Source organism: Streptomyces sp. NBC_01288 (assembly GCF_035982055.1).
Taxonomy (GTDB): Bacteria; Actinomycetota; Actinomycetes; order Streptomycetales; family Streptomycetaceae; genus Streptomyces.
This window is the reverse complement of the sequence record NZ_CP108427.1, coordinates 1,575,460-1,588,575: the sequence shown is the minus strand read 5'-3', so window position 1 is coordinate 1,588,575 and position 13,116 is coordinate 1,575,460. Positions and strand designations below refer to the sequence as shown.

The 13,116-nt window shown below is 70.4% G+C and carries 11 protein-coding genes; 6 read left to right on the top strand and 5 right to left on the bottom strand.

The annotated features are described in order from the left end of the window. The first annotated feature begins 151 nt into the window (after positions 1 to 151). From OG194_RS07090 to OG194_RS07080, 3 genes are all read left to right on the top strand, one after another. Positions 152 to 916, top strand: coding sequence for a DeoR/GlpR family DNA-binding transcription regulator (locus OG194_RS07090; RefSeq protein WP_019058991.1), 765 nt, complete (start codon positions 152 to 154; stop codon positions 914 to 916). After that, entirely contained in the window at positions 913 to 2,250 is a 1,338-nt protein-coding gene (locus OG194_RS07085) for a 6-phospho-beta-glucosidase (protein WP_317771040.1), read from the top strand. Before OG194_RS07090 ends, OG194_RS07085 begins: the two co-directional genes overlap by 4 nt. 82 nt (positions 2,251 to 2,332) lie before the next feature. Further along, the gene (locus tag OG194_RS07080) at positions 2,333 to 5,392 is read left to right on the top strand and encodes an alpha-mannosidase (RefSeq protein WP_327399986.1); all 3,060 of its coding nucleotides are present in this window, start codon (positions 2,333 to 2,335) and stop codon (positions 5,390 to 5,392) included. 54 nt (positions 5,393 to 5,446) lie between these two features. On the opposite strand, the gene OG194_RS07075 is transcribed toward OG194_RS07080, so the two are convergent. Then, positions 5,447 to 7,132 carry a carbohydrate binding domain-containing protein gene (locus OG194_RS07075; protein WP_327399985.1) on the bottom strand — a complete coding sequence of 562 codons (1,686 nt, stop codon included), beginning with the start codon at positions 7,130 to 7,132 and terminating at the stop codon, positions 5,447 to 5,449. Between the two features lie 138 nt (positions 7,133 to 7,270). Continuing rightward, entirely contained in the window at positions 7,271 to 8,422 is a 1,152-nt protein-coding gene (locus tag OG194_RS07070; RefSeq protein WP_327399984.1) for an ATP-grasp domain-containing protein, read from the bottom strand. 304 nt (positions 8,423 to 8,726) lie between these two features. On the opposite strand from OG194_RS07070, the gene OG194_RS07065 reads away from it, so the two are divergent. Both OG194_RS07065 and OG194_RS07060 read left to right on the top strand, forming a co-directional pair. Next, on the top strand, positions 8,727 to 9,635 hold the full coding sequence (locus OG194_RS07065; RefSeq protein ID WP_327399983.1) for a metallophosphoesterase family protein: 909 nt from the start codon (positions 8,727 to 8,729) through the stop codon (positions 9,633 to 9,635). Next, a complete protein-coding gene (locus OG194_RS07060; RefSeq protein ID WP_327399982.1) occupies positions 9,583 to 10,305 on the top strand; it encodes a 4'-phosphopantetheinyl transferase family protein in 723 nt (240 codons plus the stop codon). The genes OG194_RS07065 and OG194_RS07060 overlap by 53 nt, the downstream gene beginning before the upstream one ends. Here OG194_RS07060 and OG194_RS07055 read toward each other — a convergent pair. Then, a complete protein-coding gene (locus OG194_RS07055; RefSeq protein WP_033281635.1) occupies positions 10,271 to 10,498 on the bottom strand; it encodes a hypothetical protein in 228 nt (75 codons plus the stop codon). The two genes, OG194_RS07060 and OG194_RS07055, sit on opposite strands and share 35 nt — an antisense overlap. Positions 10,499 to 10,716: 218 nt before the next feature. Between OG194_RS07055 and OG194_RS07050 the strand changes: the two genes are divergently transcribed. Further along, a complete protein-coding gene (locus OG194_RS07050) occupies positions 10,717 to 11,742 on the top strand; it encodes an alpha/beta fold hydrolase (RefSeq protein WP_327399981.1) in 1,026 nt (341 codons plus the stop codon). 45 nt (positions 11,743 to 11,787) lie between these two features. On the opposite strand, the gene OG194_RS07045 is transcribed toward OG194_RS07050, so the two are convergent. Together OG194_RS07045 and OG194_RS07040 are read right to left on the bottom strand one after the other, a co-directional pair. Further along, positions 11,788 to 12,327: a toxin-antitoxin system, toxin component gene (locus OG194_RS07045; RefSeq protein WP_327406999.1), complete on the bottom strand. Its 540-nt coding sequence runs from the start codon at positions 12,325 to 12,327 to the stop codon at positions 11,788 to 11,790. A 32-nt stretch (positions 12,328 to 12,359) separates the two neighbouring features. Further along, positions 12,360 to 13,016, bottom strand: coding sequence for a helix-turn-helix domain-containing protein (locus tag OG194_RS07040; protein ID WP_327399980.1), 657 nt, complete (start codon positions 13,014 to 13,016; stop codon positions 12,360 to 12,362). Positions 13,017 to 13,116 lie beyond the last annotated feature (100 nt).

The window sequence follows — 13,116 nt, the reverse complement described above, 5'->3', positions numbered from 1 at the left end:
GCGCGCATCCTCTCGTCGGCACGTCGTCTGGAGAGTTCGTCAAAACTCTTCATTTCGGTGACCGGAATCGTGCGCCGCCCGACGAGATTGGTCAATACCCAAGCAGAACTGAGCATAGAAATGATTGAAGATGACGAGTAGTGTTCGCGACGTGCTGGCAGAACGACGACATCAACTCATCCTGCGGGCCCTGCGCTCAGGGGGCCCCGCGGCCGTGACCGATCTCTCCGAGCAGCTGGGTGTGAGCCCCGCCACTATCAGGCGTGATCTGCTCAAACTGGAGGAGGACGGACTGCTCACGCGTGTCCACGGCGGTGCCGTGGCCGACGAGGGCGACCAGCCCTTCGCCGAGGTCGCCGAGGTGCGGGTGGCAGAGAAGGACGCGATAGCCGCGCGCGCCGCGGCGATGGTCGCGGACGGCCAGTCGGTCCTCCTCGACATCGGCACCACCGCCTACCGGCTGGCCCGCCAACTGCACGGCCGCCGGCTCACCGTGATCACCAGCAACCTCGTGGTCTACGAGGAGCTGGCCGACGACGAGGGCATCGAACTGGTGCTGCTCGGCGGCATGGTCCGGCGCGAGTACCGCTCCCTGGTGGGCTTCCTCACCGAGGACAACCTGCGCCAGCTGCACGCCGACTGGCTCTTCCTCGGCACCAGCGGAGTGCGGCCCGGCGGCCAGGTGATGGACACGACGGTCGTCGAGGTGCCGGTGAAACGGGCCATGATCAAGGCCGCCGACAAGGTCGTCCTGCTCGCCGACGCGCAGAAGTTCCCGGGGACGGGGATGGCGAAGGTGTGCGGTCCCGAGGACCTGGACGCGGTGGTGACGAACGCCCCGGTCGACCCGGTGACCCGTTCCTCCCTGGAGGAAGCGGGCGTCGAGGTCGTCGTGGCAGGAAAGGTGAAAGCGTGAAGCTGACGATTCTGGGCGGCGGCGGGTTCCGGGTGCCGCTCGTGTACGGGGCACTCCTGACGGACCGCGGCGAGGGCCGGGTCACCGAGGTGGTGCTGCACGATCTCGACGACAGTCGACTGTATGCGGTAGCCCGTGTACTGGCCGAACAGGCCGCCACCGTGCCCGACGCCCCCACCGTCACCGCCACAACGGACCTCGACGAGGCCCTGCGCGGCGCCGACTTCATCTTCTCCGCGATCCGCGTCGGCGGCCTGGAGGGGCGCGCGAACGACGAGCGGGTGGCCCTCGCGCAGGGCGTCCTCGGCCAGGAGACGGTCGGCGCCGGCGGTATTGCCTATGGTCTACGAACCGTGCCCGTAGCCGTCGACATCGCCCGGCGCGTGGCCCGCCTCGCCCCCGACGCCTGGGTCATCAACTTCACCAACCCCGCGGGCCTGGTCACCGAGGCCATGTCCCGCCACCTCGGCGACCGCGTCATCGGCATCTGCGACTCCCCGGTCGGCCTCGGCCGCCGTATCGCCACGGTGCTCGGCGCGAACCCGCGCGAGGCCTTCATCGACTACGTCGGCCTCAACCACCTCGGCTGGGTACGCGGCCTGCGCGTCGCCGGCCGCGACGAACTCCCGCGCCTGCTCGCCGACCCGGACCTGCTCGGCTCCTTCGAGGAGGGCAAGCTCTTCGGCACCGACTGGCTCCAGTCGCTCGGCGCCATCCCGAACGAGTACCTGCACTACTACTACTTCAACCGCGAGACGGTCCGCGCCTACAGCGAGGTCGAGAAGACCCGCGGCGCGTTCCTCCGCGACCAACAGGCCCAGTTCTACGACGAGATGAAGCGCCCCGACACGGCTGCGCTCACCGCCTGGGACCGCACCCGCGCCGAGCGCGAGGCGACCTACATGGCGGAGAACCGCGAGACGGCCGGTGCCGGCGAACGCGACGCCGACGACCTCTCCGGCGGCTACGAGAAGGTCGCCCTCGCCCTGATGCGGGCCATCGCCCGCGACGAGCGCACCACCCTGATCCTCAACGTCCGCAACCAGGGCGCGCTGTCCGTCCTCGACACGGACGCCGTCATCGAGGTGCCGTGCCTGGTCGACGCCAACGGCGCCCACCCCGTCGCCGTGGCCCCGCTGCCCGACCACGCCACCGGCCTGGTCTGCGCGGTCAAGGGCGTCGAGCGCGAGGTGCTCGCGGCGGCCGAGAACGGCTCCCGTACGACCGCGGTGAAGGCCTTCGCGCTGCACCCGCTGGTCGACTCCGTGAACGTCGCGCGAAGGCTGGTCGAGGGCTACACCGAGGTCCACCCGGGCCTGGCGTACCTTAAGTAGGCACTCTTCGGTAAGCGCTTTCCCCAAGCTCTCGACAGCTCCCCCAGTTCTCAGCAGCTCCCTGGTTCCCTGGAGACCTCCCATGCACGACGAACGCAGCCGGATCGAGGAGCGCGTCCAGCGCGCCCATGACCAGCGCATCAAGCCGGCGATCTACGCGGCCACCGCGCCCTTCACGGTCGAGGCCTGGCAGGCCCCGGGTGAGCCGGTCCCCTTCGAGGAGGCCGCGGCGGCGCCGTACGCGCCGTTCGCGATGGACACCCCGTGGGGTCCGCCCTGGGGCACCACCTGGTTCCGGATGCGCGGACAGGTACCGGAGGAGTGGGCCGGGAAGCGCGTCGAGGCCGTCATCGACCTCGGCTTCGTCGGCGACTGGCCCGGCAATCAGGCCGAGGCGCTGGTCCACCTCGCGGACGGGACGCCGCTGAAGGCGGTCAACCCGCTCAACCAGTACGTGGCGATCGCCAACCCGGCGACCGGCGGCGAGGTCATCGACTACCTGGTCGAGGCGGCCTCCAACCCCGACATCCTCGCCAACAACTTCTCGGAGCCGACGCCGCTCGGTGATGTACTGACGGCAGGCGACCGTCCACTGTATACATTCCGCCGCGCCGACCTCGCCGTCCTCGACGAGGAGGTCTTCCACCTCGACCTCGACGTCCAGGTGCTGCGCGAACTGATGCTGGAACTGGGCGAGCACGACCCCCGTCGGCACGAGATCATGCACGCCCTCGACCGTGCCCTGGACCTCCTCGACCTGGACGACGTCGCCGGTACGGCCGCCGACGTACGGGCCGCGCTGAAGCCGGTGCTCTCCAAGCCGGCCAACGCCAGCGCGCACGTCATCTCCGGTGTCGGGCACGCGCACATCGACTCGGCGTGGCTGTGGCCGATCCGCGAGACCAAGCGCAAGACGTCCCGCACCTTCTCGAACGTGACGTCCCTCGCGGACGAGTACGAGGACTTCGTCTTCGCCTGCTCGCAGGCCCAGCAGTACGAGTGGGTGCGCGACAACTACCCGCAGGTGTGGGCCCGCATCCAGGAGTCCGTCAAGCGCGGCCAGTGGGCGCCGGTCGGCGGCATGTGGGTCGAGTCCGACGGCAACCTGCCCGGCGGCGAGGCCATCGCCCGCCAACTCGTCCATGGCAAGCGGTTCTTCATCGAGCACTTCGGCGTCGAGACCAAGGGCGTCTGGCTGCCCGACTCCTTCGGCTACAACGCGGCCTACCCGCAGCTCGCCAAGCTCGCTGGCAACGAGTGGTTCCTCACCCAGAAGATCTCCTGGAACCAGACCAACAAGTTCCCCCACCACACCTTCTGGTGGGAGGGCATCGACGGCACCCGCATCTTCACCCACTTCCCGCCGGTCGACACCTACAACGCCCGCTTCAGCGGCGAGGAGATGTCCCGCGCGGTCCGCAACTACCAGGAGAAGGGCAACGCCACCCGCTCCCTGGCCCCCTTCGGCTGGGGCGACGGCGGCGGTGGTCCGACCCGCGAGATCATGGAACGGGCGCGCAGGCTCGCCGACTTGGAGGGTTCACCGAAGGTCGTCGTAGAGCACCCCGACGAGTTCTTCGCCAAGGCGCGCGCAGAGTACCCGGACGCTCCCGTCTGGGTCGGTGAGTTGTACCTCGAACTCCACCGCGCCACCTACACCTCCCAGGCCCGCACCAAGCAGGGCAACCGGCGCAGTGAACACAAGCTCCGCGAGGCCGAGTTGTGGGCGACGACGGCCGCGCTGCACGCACCGGGCTACGCGTACCCGTACGAGAAGCTCGACAAGCTGTGGAAGACGGTGCTGCTGCACCAGTTCCACGACATCCTGCCGGGCTCCTCGATCGCCTGGGTGCACCGCGAGGCCGAGGCCGAATACGCGCGCGTGGCAACGGAGTTGGAGGAGCTGACGGCAACGGCCGTGGCCGCGCTGGGCGGCGGCGGTACCCGCGTCTTCAACACCAGCCCCTTCGACCGCGCCGAGGTCATCCGCACGGCGACCGGCGTCCCGATGTACGCGACGGTCCCCGCGAACGGCAGCGCCCCGCTGGCCGCCGAGTACGTCCCGCAGGCGGTGACCGTCACCGACCGCGTCCTCGACAACGGCATCGTCCGCGTCGAACTCGCCGACGACGGCACCCTCGCCTCCGTGCGCGACCTGCGCCACGGCGGCCGCGAAGTCCTCGCGGACCAGGGCAACCTGCTGCGCCTGCACACCGACCTCCCGAACTACTGGGACGCCTGGGACGTCGACAAGCACTACAAGAACCGCTTCACCGACCTCCTCGACGCCGACTCCATCACCGTCGTCGAGCAGGACCCGCTGCTCGGCGCGATCCGCGTGGAACGGTCCTTCGGCAAGGGCTCGAAGATCGTGCAGACGATCACCGTCCGCGCGGGCAGCCCCCGCATCGACTTCGAGACCGACATCGATTGGCACGAGGCCGAGAAGTTCCTCAAGGCAGGCTTCCCGGTGGACATCCGGGCCGCCCACTCCTCCGCCGAGATCCAGTTCGGCCACATCCAGCGGCCCACGCACACCAACACCAGCTGGGAGGCGGCCCGTTTCGAGGTCTCCGGCCACCGCTGGGTGCACCTCGCCGAGCCCGGCTACGGCGTCGCCGTCATCAACGACTCGACGTACGGCCACGACGTCTCCCGCACGGTCCGCGAGGACGGCGGCACGACGACCACGGTCCGCCTCAGCCTGGTGCGCGCCCCGCGCATCCCGGACCCGGGCGCCGACCAGGGCAGGCACCGCTTCGTCTACTCGCTGCTGCCCGGCGCGAGCATCGAGGACGCCGTCGCCGAGGGCTACGCCCTCAACCTCCCGCTGCGGGTGGCCGATTCGGGCGGCGCCCCGGAGCCGCTCGTCTCCGTGGACGGCGACGGCATCACCGTCGAGGCGGTCAAGCTCGCCGACGACGAGTCGGGCGACGTCGTGGTCCGCCTCTACGAGTCGAGCGGCGGCCGCGCCCAGGGCACCCTGCACACGGGCTTCCCCCTCGCCGGCGCGCGGATCACCGACCTGCTGGAGCGACCGCTGGAGGACGAGGTCTCTGTCGACGGCGATTCGGTCGCCGTCGCCCTGCGGCCCTTCCAGATCCTGACGCTCCGTCTGGAACGGTCCAGCGCAGGAGAGTAGAGACACCGAGGCGGCCGGCCCACACGGGGGACCGGCCGCCAGGGGTGGGGGTCGTCAGCCGGTGAAACCGGCCGTGATGGACGTGAACTGCCAGGTGTTCTGGCTGATGCCGGAGCAGTTGCTCACCACTCCGCCACCGGCACACCCGCGGTCGCGGTTGACCGACCAGAAGGCGAGCCGGGCGATGTGGTGCGAGTTCGACCAGTCGCGGATCTGCGTCCAGATGGCGGGAGTTGTGGTCTCCGACTGGTCCGACAGACCGTTCATGCCCGAGATGCCGATGTGCGAGTAGGCCGTCGCGTCGTCCCACCCGAAGGTGGACTTCAGCTTGGTCTTCAGGCCCTCGGCCGCGGCGACCGTGTTGCCGTACATGTCGGCGCCGCCGCCGAAGTCGAACGGCATGATGGTGAAGACGTCGATGCCGGCGTTGAGCGACTGAGCCTGCTCGATGAGCCGGTTGCCGTAGTACGTCGGGCCGGTCGTCGAGGTGCCGAAGGTGACGATCGTGCGCAGGCCCGGGTTGTTGGCCTTGACGGTCTTCAGCGCGGTCAGGATCTTCGCCTGCACGGCCTCGTTCTCGAACTCGTCCGTGTTCTCGATGTCCATGTCGATGGCCTTGAGGCCGTAGGCGGTGATCACCTTCTGGAGAGCCCCGGCGAGTGCGCTCGCCGAGGAGCAGTTGGCGCCGAGCTTGCTGCCCTGCCAGCCGCCGAAGGACGGGACGATGTCACCGCCCGCCGCGCGGATCTGGTTGATGGCGGTCTGGTCGACGCCACCGGTCAGGGGTCGGCTGCCGTCCCAACTCGGGGTGCAGCCACCGGAGTCGAGAACGAACGCCATCGTGAACCACTTGATGCCGGTCGCGCTCATCACCGTGCTCGGGCTCGGCGGATCGCCCCAGCCCTCGTAGAGATACGGCGCGGCCTGGGTGAACCCGGTGCCGCCACCGGTGCCGGCACTCGTCGTGACGCTCACCGCGCCCGAGGCCGCCGAACTGTTCCCGGCCGCGTCACGCGCCTTCACGGTGAACGTGTAGGCGGTGCCGGCCGCGAGCCCGGTGACCGTCCCGCTCGTACCGGAGACGCTGAGGACCTGGTTCGCACCGCTGTAGATGTCGTACGCCGTGACGCCCACGTTGTCCGTCGAGGCGGCCCACGAGAGGGACACGGTCGACGACGTCTTGCCCGTGGAGGTCAGGCCGGTCGGCGCGGTCGGGGCCTGGGTGTCGCCACCGCCGCCACCGCCCGGACCGTCGAGGCTGATGTCGTCCGCGTAGTAGGTGCCCTGCGCGTACCAGCCGTGCACATAGATGGTGGCGCTGGTCTGCGAGGCGGTGGTGGTGAAGGATGTCGTCAGCTGGCTGTACGCGGACGGGGACGAAGTCCACGTCGAGGAACCGCCGTTGACACCGAGGTAGACATAACTGCCGCGCACCCAGCCGCTGAGCGAGTACGTCGTGCTCGGCTGCACGGCGACCGTCTGGGAGCACTGTGCGGTGTCGCTCGAACTCACCGCGCCCGCAAGGGCCTTGGAGCCGCCGTGCACGGGCGAGGAGACGACCGAACCGAGGTTTCCGGTGCAGGACCAGGGGGAGAGACTGCCCGACTCGAAGCCGGGGTTGGTCAGAACGTTGGCAGCCTCCGCCGTACCGGGCAGCGCGATCGCCCCGGCCATGGCCAGGGCGGCGGTACCGAGCAGTGCGAGGAGCCGATGTCTGGAGCGTCTGAGTGTGTCGCGCACGCGATCTCCCTGAAGTAATGGGGATGTTCGGGAGTGCAAGAGGGTGCGCAACCAAGTTGGTATGGACCAATCACGGTGTCAAGACATGCCGCCATGATTGGTCCAGACCGGTATGAAGTTGTGTGCTAGGCGCGGGAGTTAAGCGCGAGCGGCTGCCCGGCTGCCCGTCTCCGAGGTCTCCGTCGCCGTCTCCACCTCGTCCTGCGCGGGTACGGGGGCCGCCGGGAGCAGGGGCTCCGACTCCTCCGCGCGCTGGTGCGGGAGCGACACCGGACGCAGCTGACGCGGGCCGGACACCACCGCGTAGTCCGCGCCCAGGAACGGCGGCTCCATCGTGCCCGGGTCCTCGCCGAGCGCCAACTGCACTGCCGCCCAAGGGGCGTTGACACCGCACAGCGACAGCTGGTGCAGGCCCCCGGCGGGGCGGGTGTTGACGTCCATCAGCACCGGCCGGTCGCCGAACATGCGGAACTGGATGTTGGACAGGTAGTGCAGCCCGAAGCCCTCGGCGATCCGGCGGGCCGGCTCCAGCCACTGCTCGTGCAGGGTGAAACCGCGACGGCGGCCGTTCTTCGTGCGGCCCACGGCGAGCCGGACCAGGTTGTCGGGACCGGTCAGGCAGTCCACCGACACCTCCGGCTCCTCCAGGCGCGGCATGACCAGCCAGTCGACCTGCTCGTCGGCCTGCTCCAGCGCCTCGACGACCGTGTCGAGCGGGACGTAGGGGCTCGGGAAGCCGTTGAGGTGCATGAGCGAGAAGGGGGTGCGGGTGATCACACGGAAGCCCACCCCGCCCGCGCCGGACGCCGGCTTGAAGCACGCCTTGTGCCCGGCGGCCTCCAACTCCTCGACGGCGGCGACGAGTTCGGGTGCCGTGCGCACCCGCCACCACGGCGGTACGGGCACGCCGATCGCCTGGACGGCCTCGTACGCGATGACCTTGTCGTGGAAGACGGCGACGGCCTCGGGGGTCGGCGCCAGCAGTGCCGTGCCCACCGCCGCGAAGTCCGCGCGGTGCGCCACGATCTCCGACTGGTGCAGCCGGGGCACGAACACGTCGATGCCGCGACGGACGCACTGGTCGAGCGCGAACTCGACGTACGCGGCCGGGGACAGGCCCTCGGGCTCCAGGTCGGCGGTGTCGGCGGCGGCCAGTACGGGGGAGTCCGCGTCGCCGTGCGTGGCATGGATCTCGACGGCCCGGTCGCTGGGATTTCTCCGCAGCTGATCCATGAAGAACACGTTCTCCGCGTACGTGCGGTTGAGCCAGACGCGTACGCGAGAGACCATGCAGGGCCGTCCTTTCGGTTTCGCGGGCACGGCGGAGCAAGGCCGTGCCCGGCCAAGGTGGTTGGAGGTACACCAAACCGCCCTCGGCGAAGGGGCGTTCGTAGCGGTGGTGTTGGGGCGATCATACGGCTTGCGAAGGGTGCCGCGTGCAACGCCCGTGTTACGGATTTCCCGATGGCGCCCACCCGGCACATGAACGCCCGTCGGAGCGCCGCCCTGACCGCCGCGTATGCCCCGGCCGTCTTGTCGCGGCACGGCGGCGTGTGATCTCGTGGACTCATTCGGGTGCGCGGAGGGGGCGAGGGTGGAGTCGACGGCCGGCGGTGCCGGACAGCTGCTGGCCATCAGCGACCTGCACATCGGGTACGCCGAGAACCGTGTCCTGGTCGAGAACATGCGGCCCGTCACGGACGACGACTGGCTGATCGTGGCCGGTGACATCGCCGAGACCGTGGCCGACATCCGCTGGGTCCTCGAACTCCTCGCCGGCCGCTTCCGCAAGGTCCTCTGGGCCCCCGGGAACCACGAACTGTGGACCCACCCCAAGGACCCCGTCACCCTGCGCGGCGTCGCCCGCTACGACCATCTCGTCGCCCTGTGCCGGGAGTTGGGCGTCGTCACGCCCGAGGACCCCTACCCCGTCTGGGAGGGCCCCGGCGGCCCCGTGGTCGTGGCCCCGCTCTTCCTGCTCTACGACTACTCGTTCCTCCCGGCCGGCTGCACGACCAAGGCCGAGGGACTGACGTACGCGCACGGCACCGGCATCGTCTGCAACGACGAGTTCCTGCTGCACCCCGACCCCTACCCCAGCCGCGAGGCCTGGTGCCGGGCCCGGGTCGCCGAGACCGAACGCCGGCTCACCGAGATCCCCGACACCCTCCCCACGGTCCTGATCAACCACTACCCCCTCGACCGGCACCCCACAGAAGTCCTGTGGTATCCCGAGTTCGCCATGTGGTGCGGCACCACCCTGACCGCCGACTGGCACCGCAGATTCCGCGTGGACACCATGGTCTACGGCCATCTCCACATCCCGCGGACCACCCACCACGAGGGCGTCCGCTTCGAAGAGGTGTCCGTGGGATACCCCCGCGAGTGGCAGAAGCGCCCGGAACCCCCGGACCGACTGCGCCGCATCCTGCCGATGGAGGTCGGAACCGGTGATCGAGGAACTGCTTCCGGACTCCGTGGTGACCGTGGAGACACACGGTGACGAGGGGCTTCAGGACGCCCCGCTGTACCCCGAGGAAGAGGCCCGCGTGGCCCGCGCGGTGCCGAAGAGACGTCACGAGTTCGCCGCCGTACGGGCCTGTGCCCGGCGCGCCATGGAGAAGCTCGGCGTGCCTCCGCAGCCGATCCTGCCCGGCGCCCACGGCGCGCCGGGCTGGCCCGCCGGAGTCATCGGCAGCATGACGCACTGCGACGGCTACCGCGCCGCCGCACTGGCCCGCGCCGGCGACCTCGCCTCGCTCGGCATCGACGCCGAACCGCACGCCCCGCTCCCGGACGGCATCCTCCCTTCCGTCGCCCTGCCCGCCGAACGGGAACGCCTGGCACGCCTGACGGCGGAGCGGCCCGGCGTGCACTGGGACCGGCTCCTGTTCAGCGCCAAGGAGTCCGTCTACAAGGCGTGGTTCCCCCTCACCGGCAAGTGGCTCGACTTCTCGGAGGCCGACATCGAGGTCTTCACGGACCCGGGCGAGGACACCCGCGGCGGCCTCCGCGCCCGTCTCCTCGTGCCCGGCCCGGTGGTCGACGGCGAACGTCTCGATGTCTTCGAGGGCCGCTGGACCGTCGGGCGCGGACTGGTCGCCACGGCGGTCACGGTCCCGCATCCCTCACCTCCCCTCACCCCTCCGGGCACCAGCTCTCCAGCAGCCTGAAGAACGCCTCCTCGTTGCCCGCGAGCCCGGCGTCCGTCAACGCCTGGTCCGCCTCGGCCAGTACCGAGGGCGGGACCAGGACGGGTCGAGGGGCGCCGGGTGGGCCGTCGAAGGCTGCTCGGACCGTGTGCAGCAGCCGTAGGTAGGCCTGAACGGCGGCGCGCTCGCGGTCGGTCATCACTGCGGTCTGCATAGGACGGCTCTCCCCTGGTCGGCGTCATGAGCCCCCGCGCGGCGGTGGCACGACTCCAGCTTGCCGGGTGCCACTGACAATGCCCTTGTGGCGGGCGCCGGTTCGCCCGCTTAGCGGAGGCGAAACGTCACCGAAATCCCCGGTGGGACAGCGGCCCTACGCTGGAGGGAAGGGCTTTCGGCCGTTTGTGGGCGGCCAGGTGAACGGGAGGCGAGTGCGTGGAGGACGTCCCGGCACGGCGCCCGGCGCGCGGCGCACGACTGCGCTCGGTGGGCGCCGGAGAACTCGCATTGCAGTACCGCGTCGTGCACGGGTACCGCCGTGCCTTCCGCATGGCCGGCCAGGGCCCGGCGCTGGTCCTCATCCACGGCATCGGCGACTCCTCCGCCACCTGGACCGACCTGATCCCCGACCTCGCCCGCACCCACACCGTGATCGCCCCGGACCTCCTCGGCCACGGCGCCTCCGACAAACCGCGGGCCGACTACTCGGTCGCCGCCTACGCGAACGGCGTCCGCGATCTGCTCACCACGCTCGGCATCGAGTCCGCGACCCTGCTCGGGCACTCGCTGGGCGGGGGAGTGGCGATGCAGTTCGCCTACCAGTTCCCCGAGCGCACCGAACGCCTCGTCCTGGTCAGCGCGGGCGGCGTGGGCCGCGAGGTCAATCCGGTGCTACGGCTCGTCTCGCTCCCGGGGTCCCATCTCGCCCTGTCCGCGCTTCGGTTGCCCGGGATGCGTCTTCAAGTCGGCCTCACCGTCGGGCTGTTGCGGCTCCTGGACACCGACCTCGGCCGGGACGCCCCCGAACTCCTCACCCTCGTCGACGCGTTGCCCGACGAGACCGCCCGCAACGCCTTCATCCGCACCCTGCGCGCGGTCGTCGACTGGCGCGGCCAGGTGGTGACGATGCTCGACCGCTGTTATCTGACCGAGGGCATGCCGACCATGCTGCTGTGGGGCGACCGGGACAGCGTGGTGCCGGTGCGGCACGCGTACGGCGCCCACGAGGCCATGCCCGGCAGCCGGCTGGAGATCTTCGAGGGCGCGGGGCACTTCCCGTTCCACACCGACCCGGCCCGGTTCCTGACCCTGGTCGAGGAGTTCACCGGCACCACCACCCCCGCGCACTGGAGCCGCGAGCACTGGCGCGACCTCCTGTGCGAGGGCCGCCCCGGCGTCACGGCCCAGAGCGGCGCGACGGAACGGGACCTGCGGGAGGCGAGCGAACGCAGCGCGACCTAGCCGGGCCGGCGCTCGACGTACGGGTGTGTGACGGGCCGTCAATTCCTAGCTACGCGGCCCGGGATACCCCAGCGCCGCCTCGATCCGCCCCGCCAGATGGTCGTGCTGCGCGGGTCCCCTGAGGGACGAACCGGCCAGCCACGTACGGCACTTGCTGGCGAGCAGCAGACCGAAGCTCTCGGCCTCCCGCTCGTCGGCGCGCTCGAACCGGCTGCGGGCCGCCACCTTGAGGACGGTCGCGCGCAACGCGTCCTCGTCGACGGTGTCACCGAGGAGCCGGGCGGCCACCGCGGAGCCCGCCACGTGCGGGCCGCAGTGCCCGGCCTTCATGTGCCACAGCTCGTGGCCCAGGATCACCAACTGGTGGTCGGGAGCGGTGCGTTCCTCGATCACGACGAGATCCTGGTCGGCCATGTCGAGCCACAGCCCGCTCGCGGTGCAGGCCGGGAAGGCGGCCGTACGGAACTGGACCGGGCGACCCCTGCGGCGGCTCATCGCGTCGCACAGCGCGGCGTACAGGTCGTGGGGGCGTGCGGGTGCGCCGAGGCTCAACTCGGCGACCAACTCACCGCACAGGCGGCGCATCTGCCGTCCGATGCCCACAGTTCTCCCCCGGATCACGACTCGGGCCGCTTCACGCTCTCCAGAAGCATGTCCAGCCACTCGGCGACCTTGTCGCGGTGCTGGTCGGTGGGCAACTGCGCGGCCCGCCAGGCGATTCCACGCACTCCGTGGTCCTGGAGCAGCCGCTCCAGCGGATCCTCCGCGGCCTCGGCCGCCGCCCGCTCGCGGTCCGCGAGCTTCTGCAACAGCTCCTGCTCGGTGCGCTGGAGGGCACCCGCGAGGGCTTCGGGGTCCTCGGCCGTGAGGAATCCGGCGTGCACGCGGAAGAAGCGCTGGAGCGCGTCGCAGTGCTCCATGGTGGGACGCCGGTCGCCGTTGATGAGCGCGCCCGCCTGCTGGCGGGACATGCCCGCGCCGTCGGCGATCTCCTGCTGGGTGTACTTGCGCCCGTTGGGCTTGAGTCTGGTACGTCGCAGCAGGTCGAGGCGTTGCAGGAACCGGGCCTGCACATCGGGCTCGCCCGCGGGACGGCCGCTCAGCAGGGCTCTGACCACGGGCTCCGGGACACCGCAGGCGACGGACAGCCGGCCGATGTGGACGACCTCGGCCTGGGACACACCGAGCCGTTCGGCGAGCGCGGTGACGCGGTCGACGACGGCGGGCAGCAGAGCGGTCGGCGTCGTGCCCGGTACCTCGAAGCCATCCGACACCGACAGATCTCCTATACGTCTCTCACAGGCTTCTCACAAACGGCGGTTGTGAACATCACGGAGAGTAGCGGTTGGTTCGAACTCGCATCCAGGTCTCGCC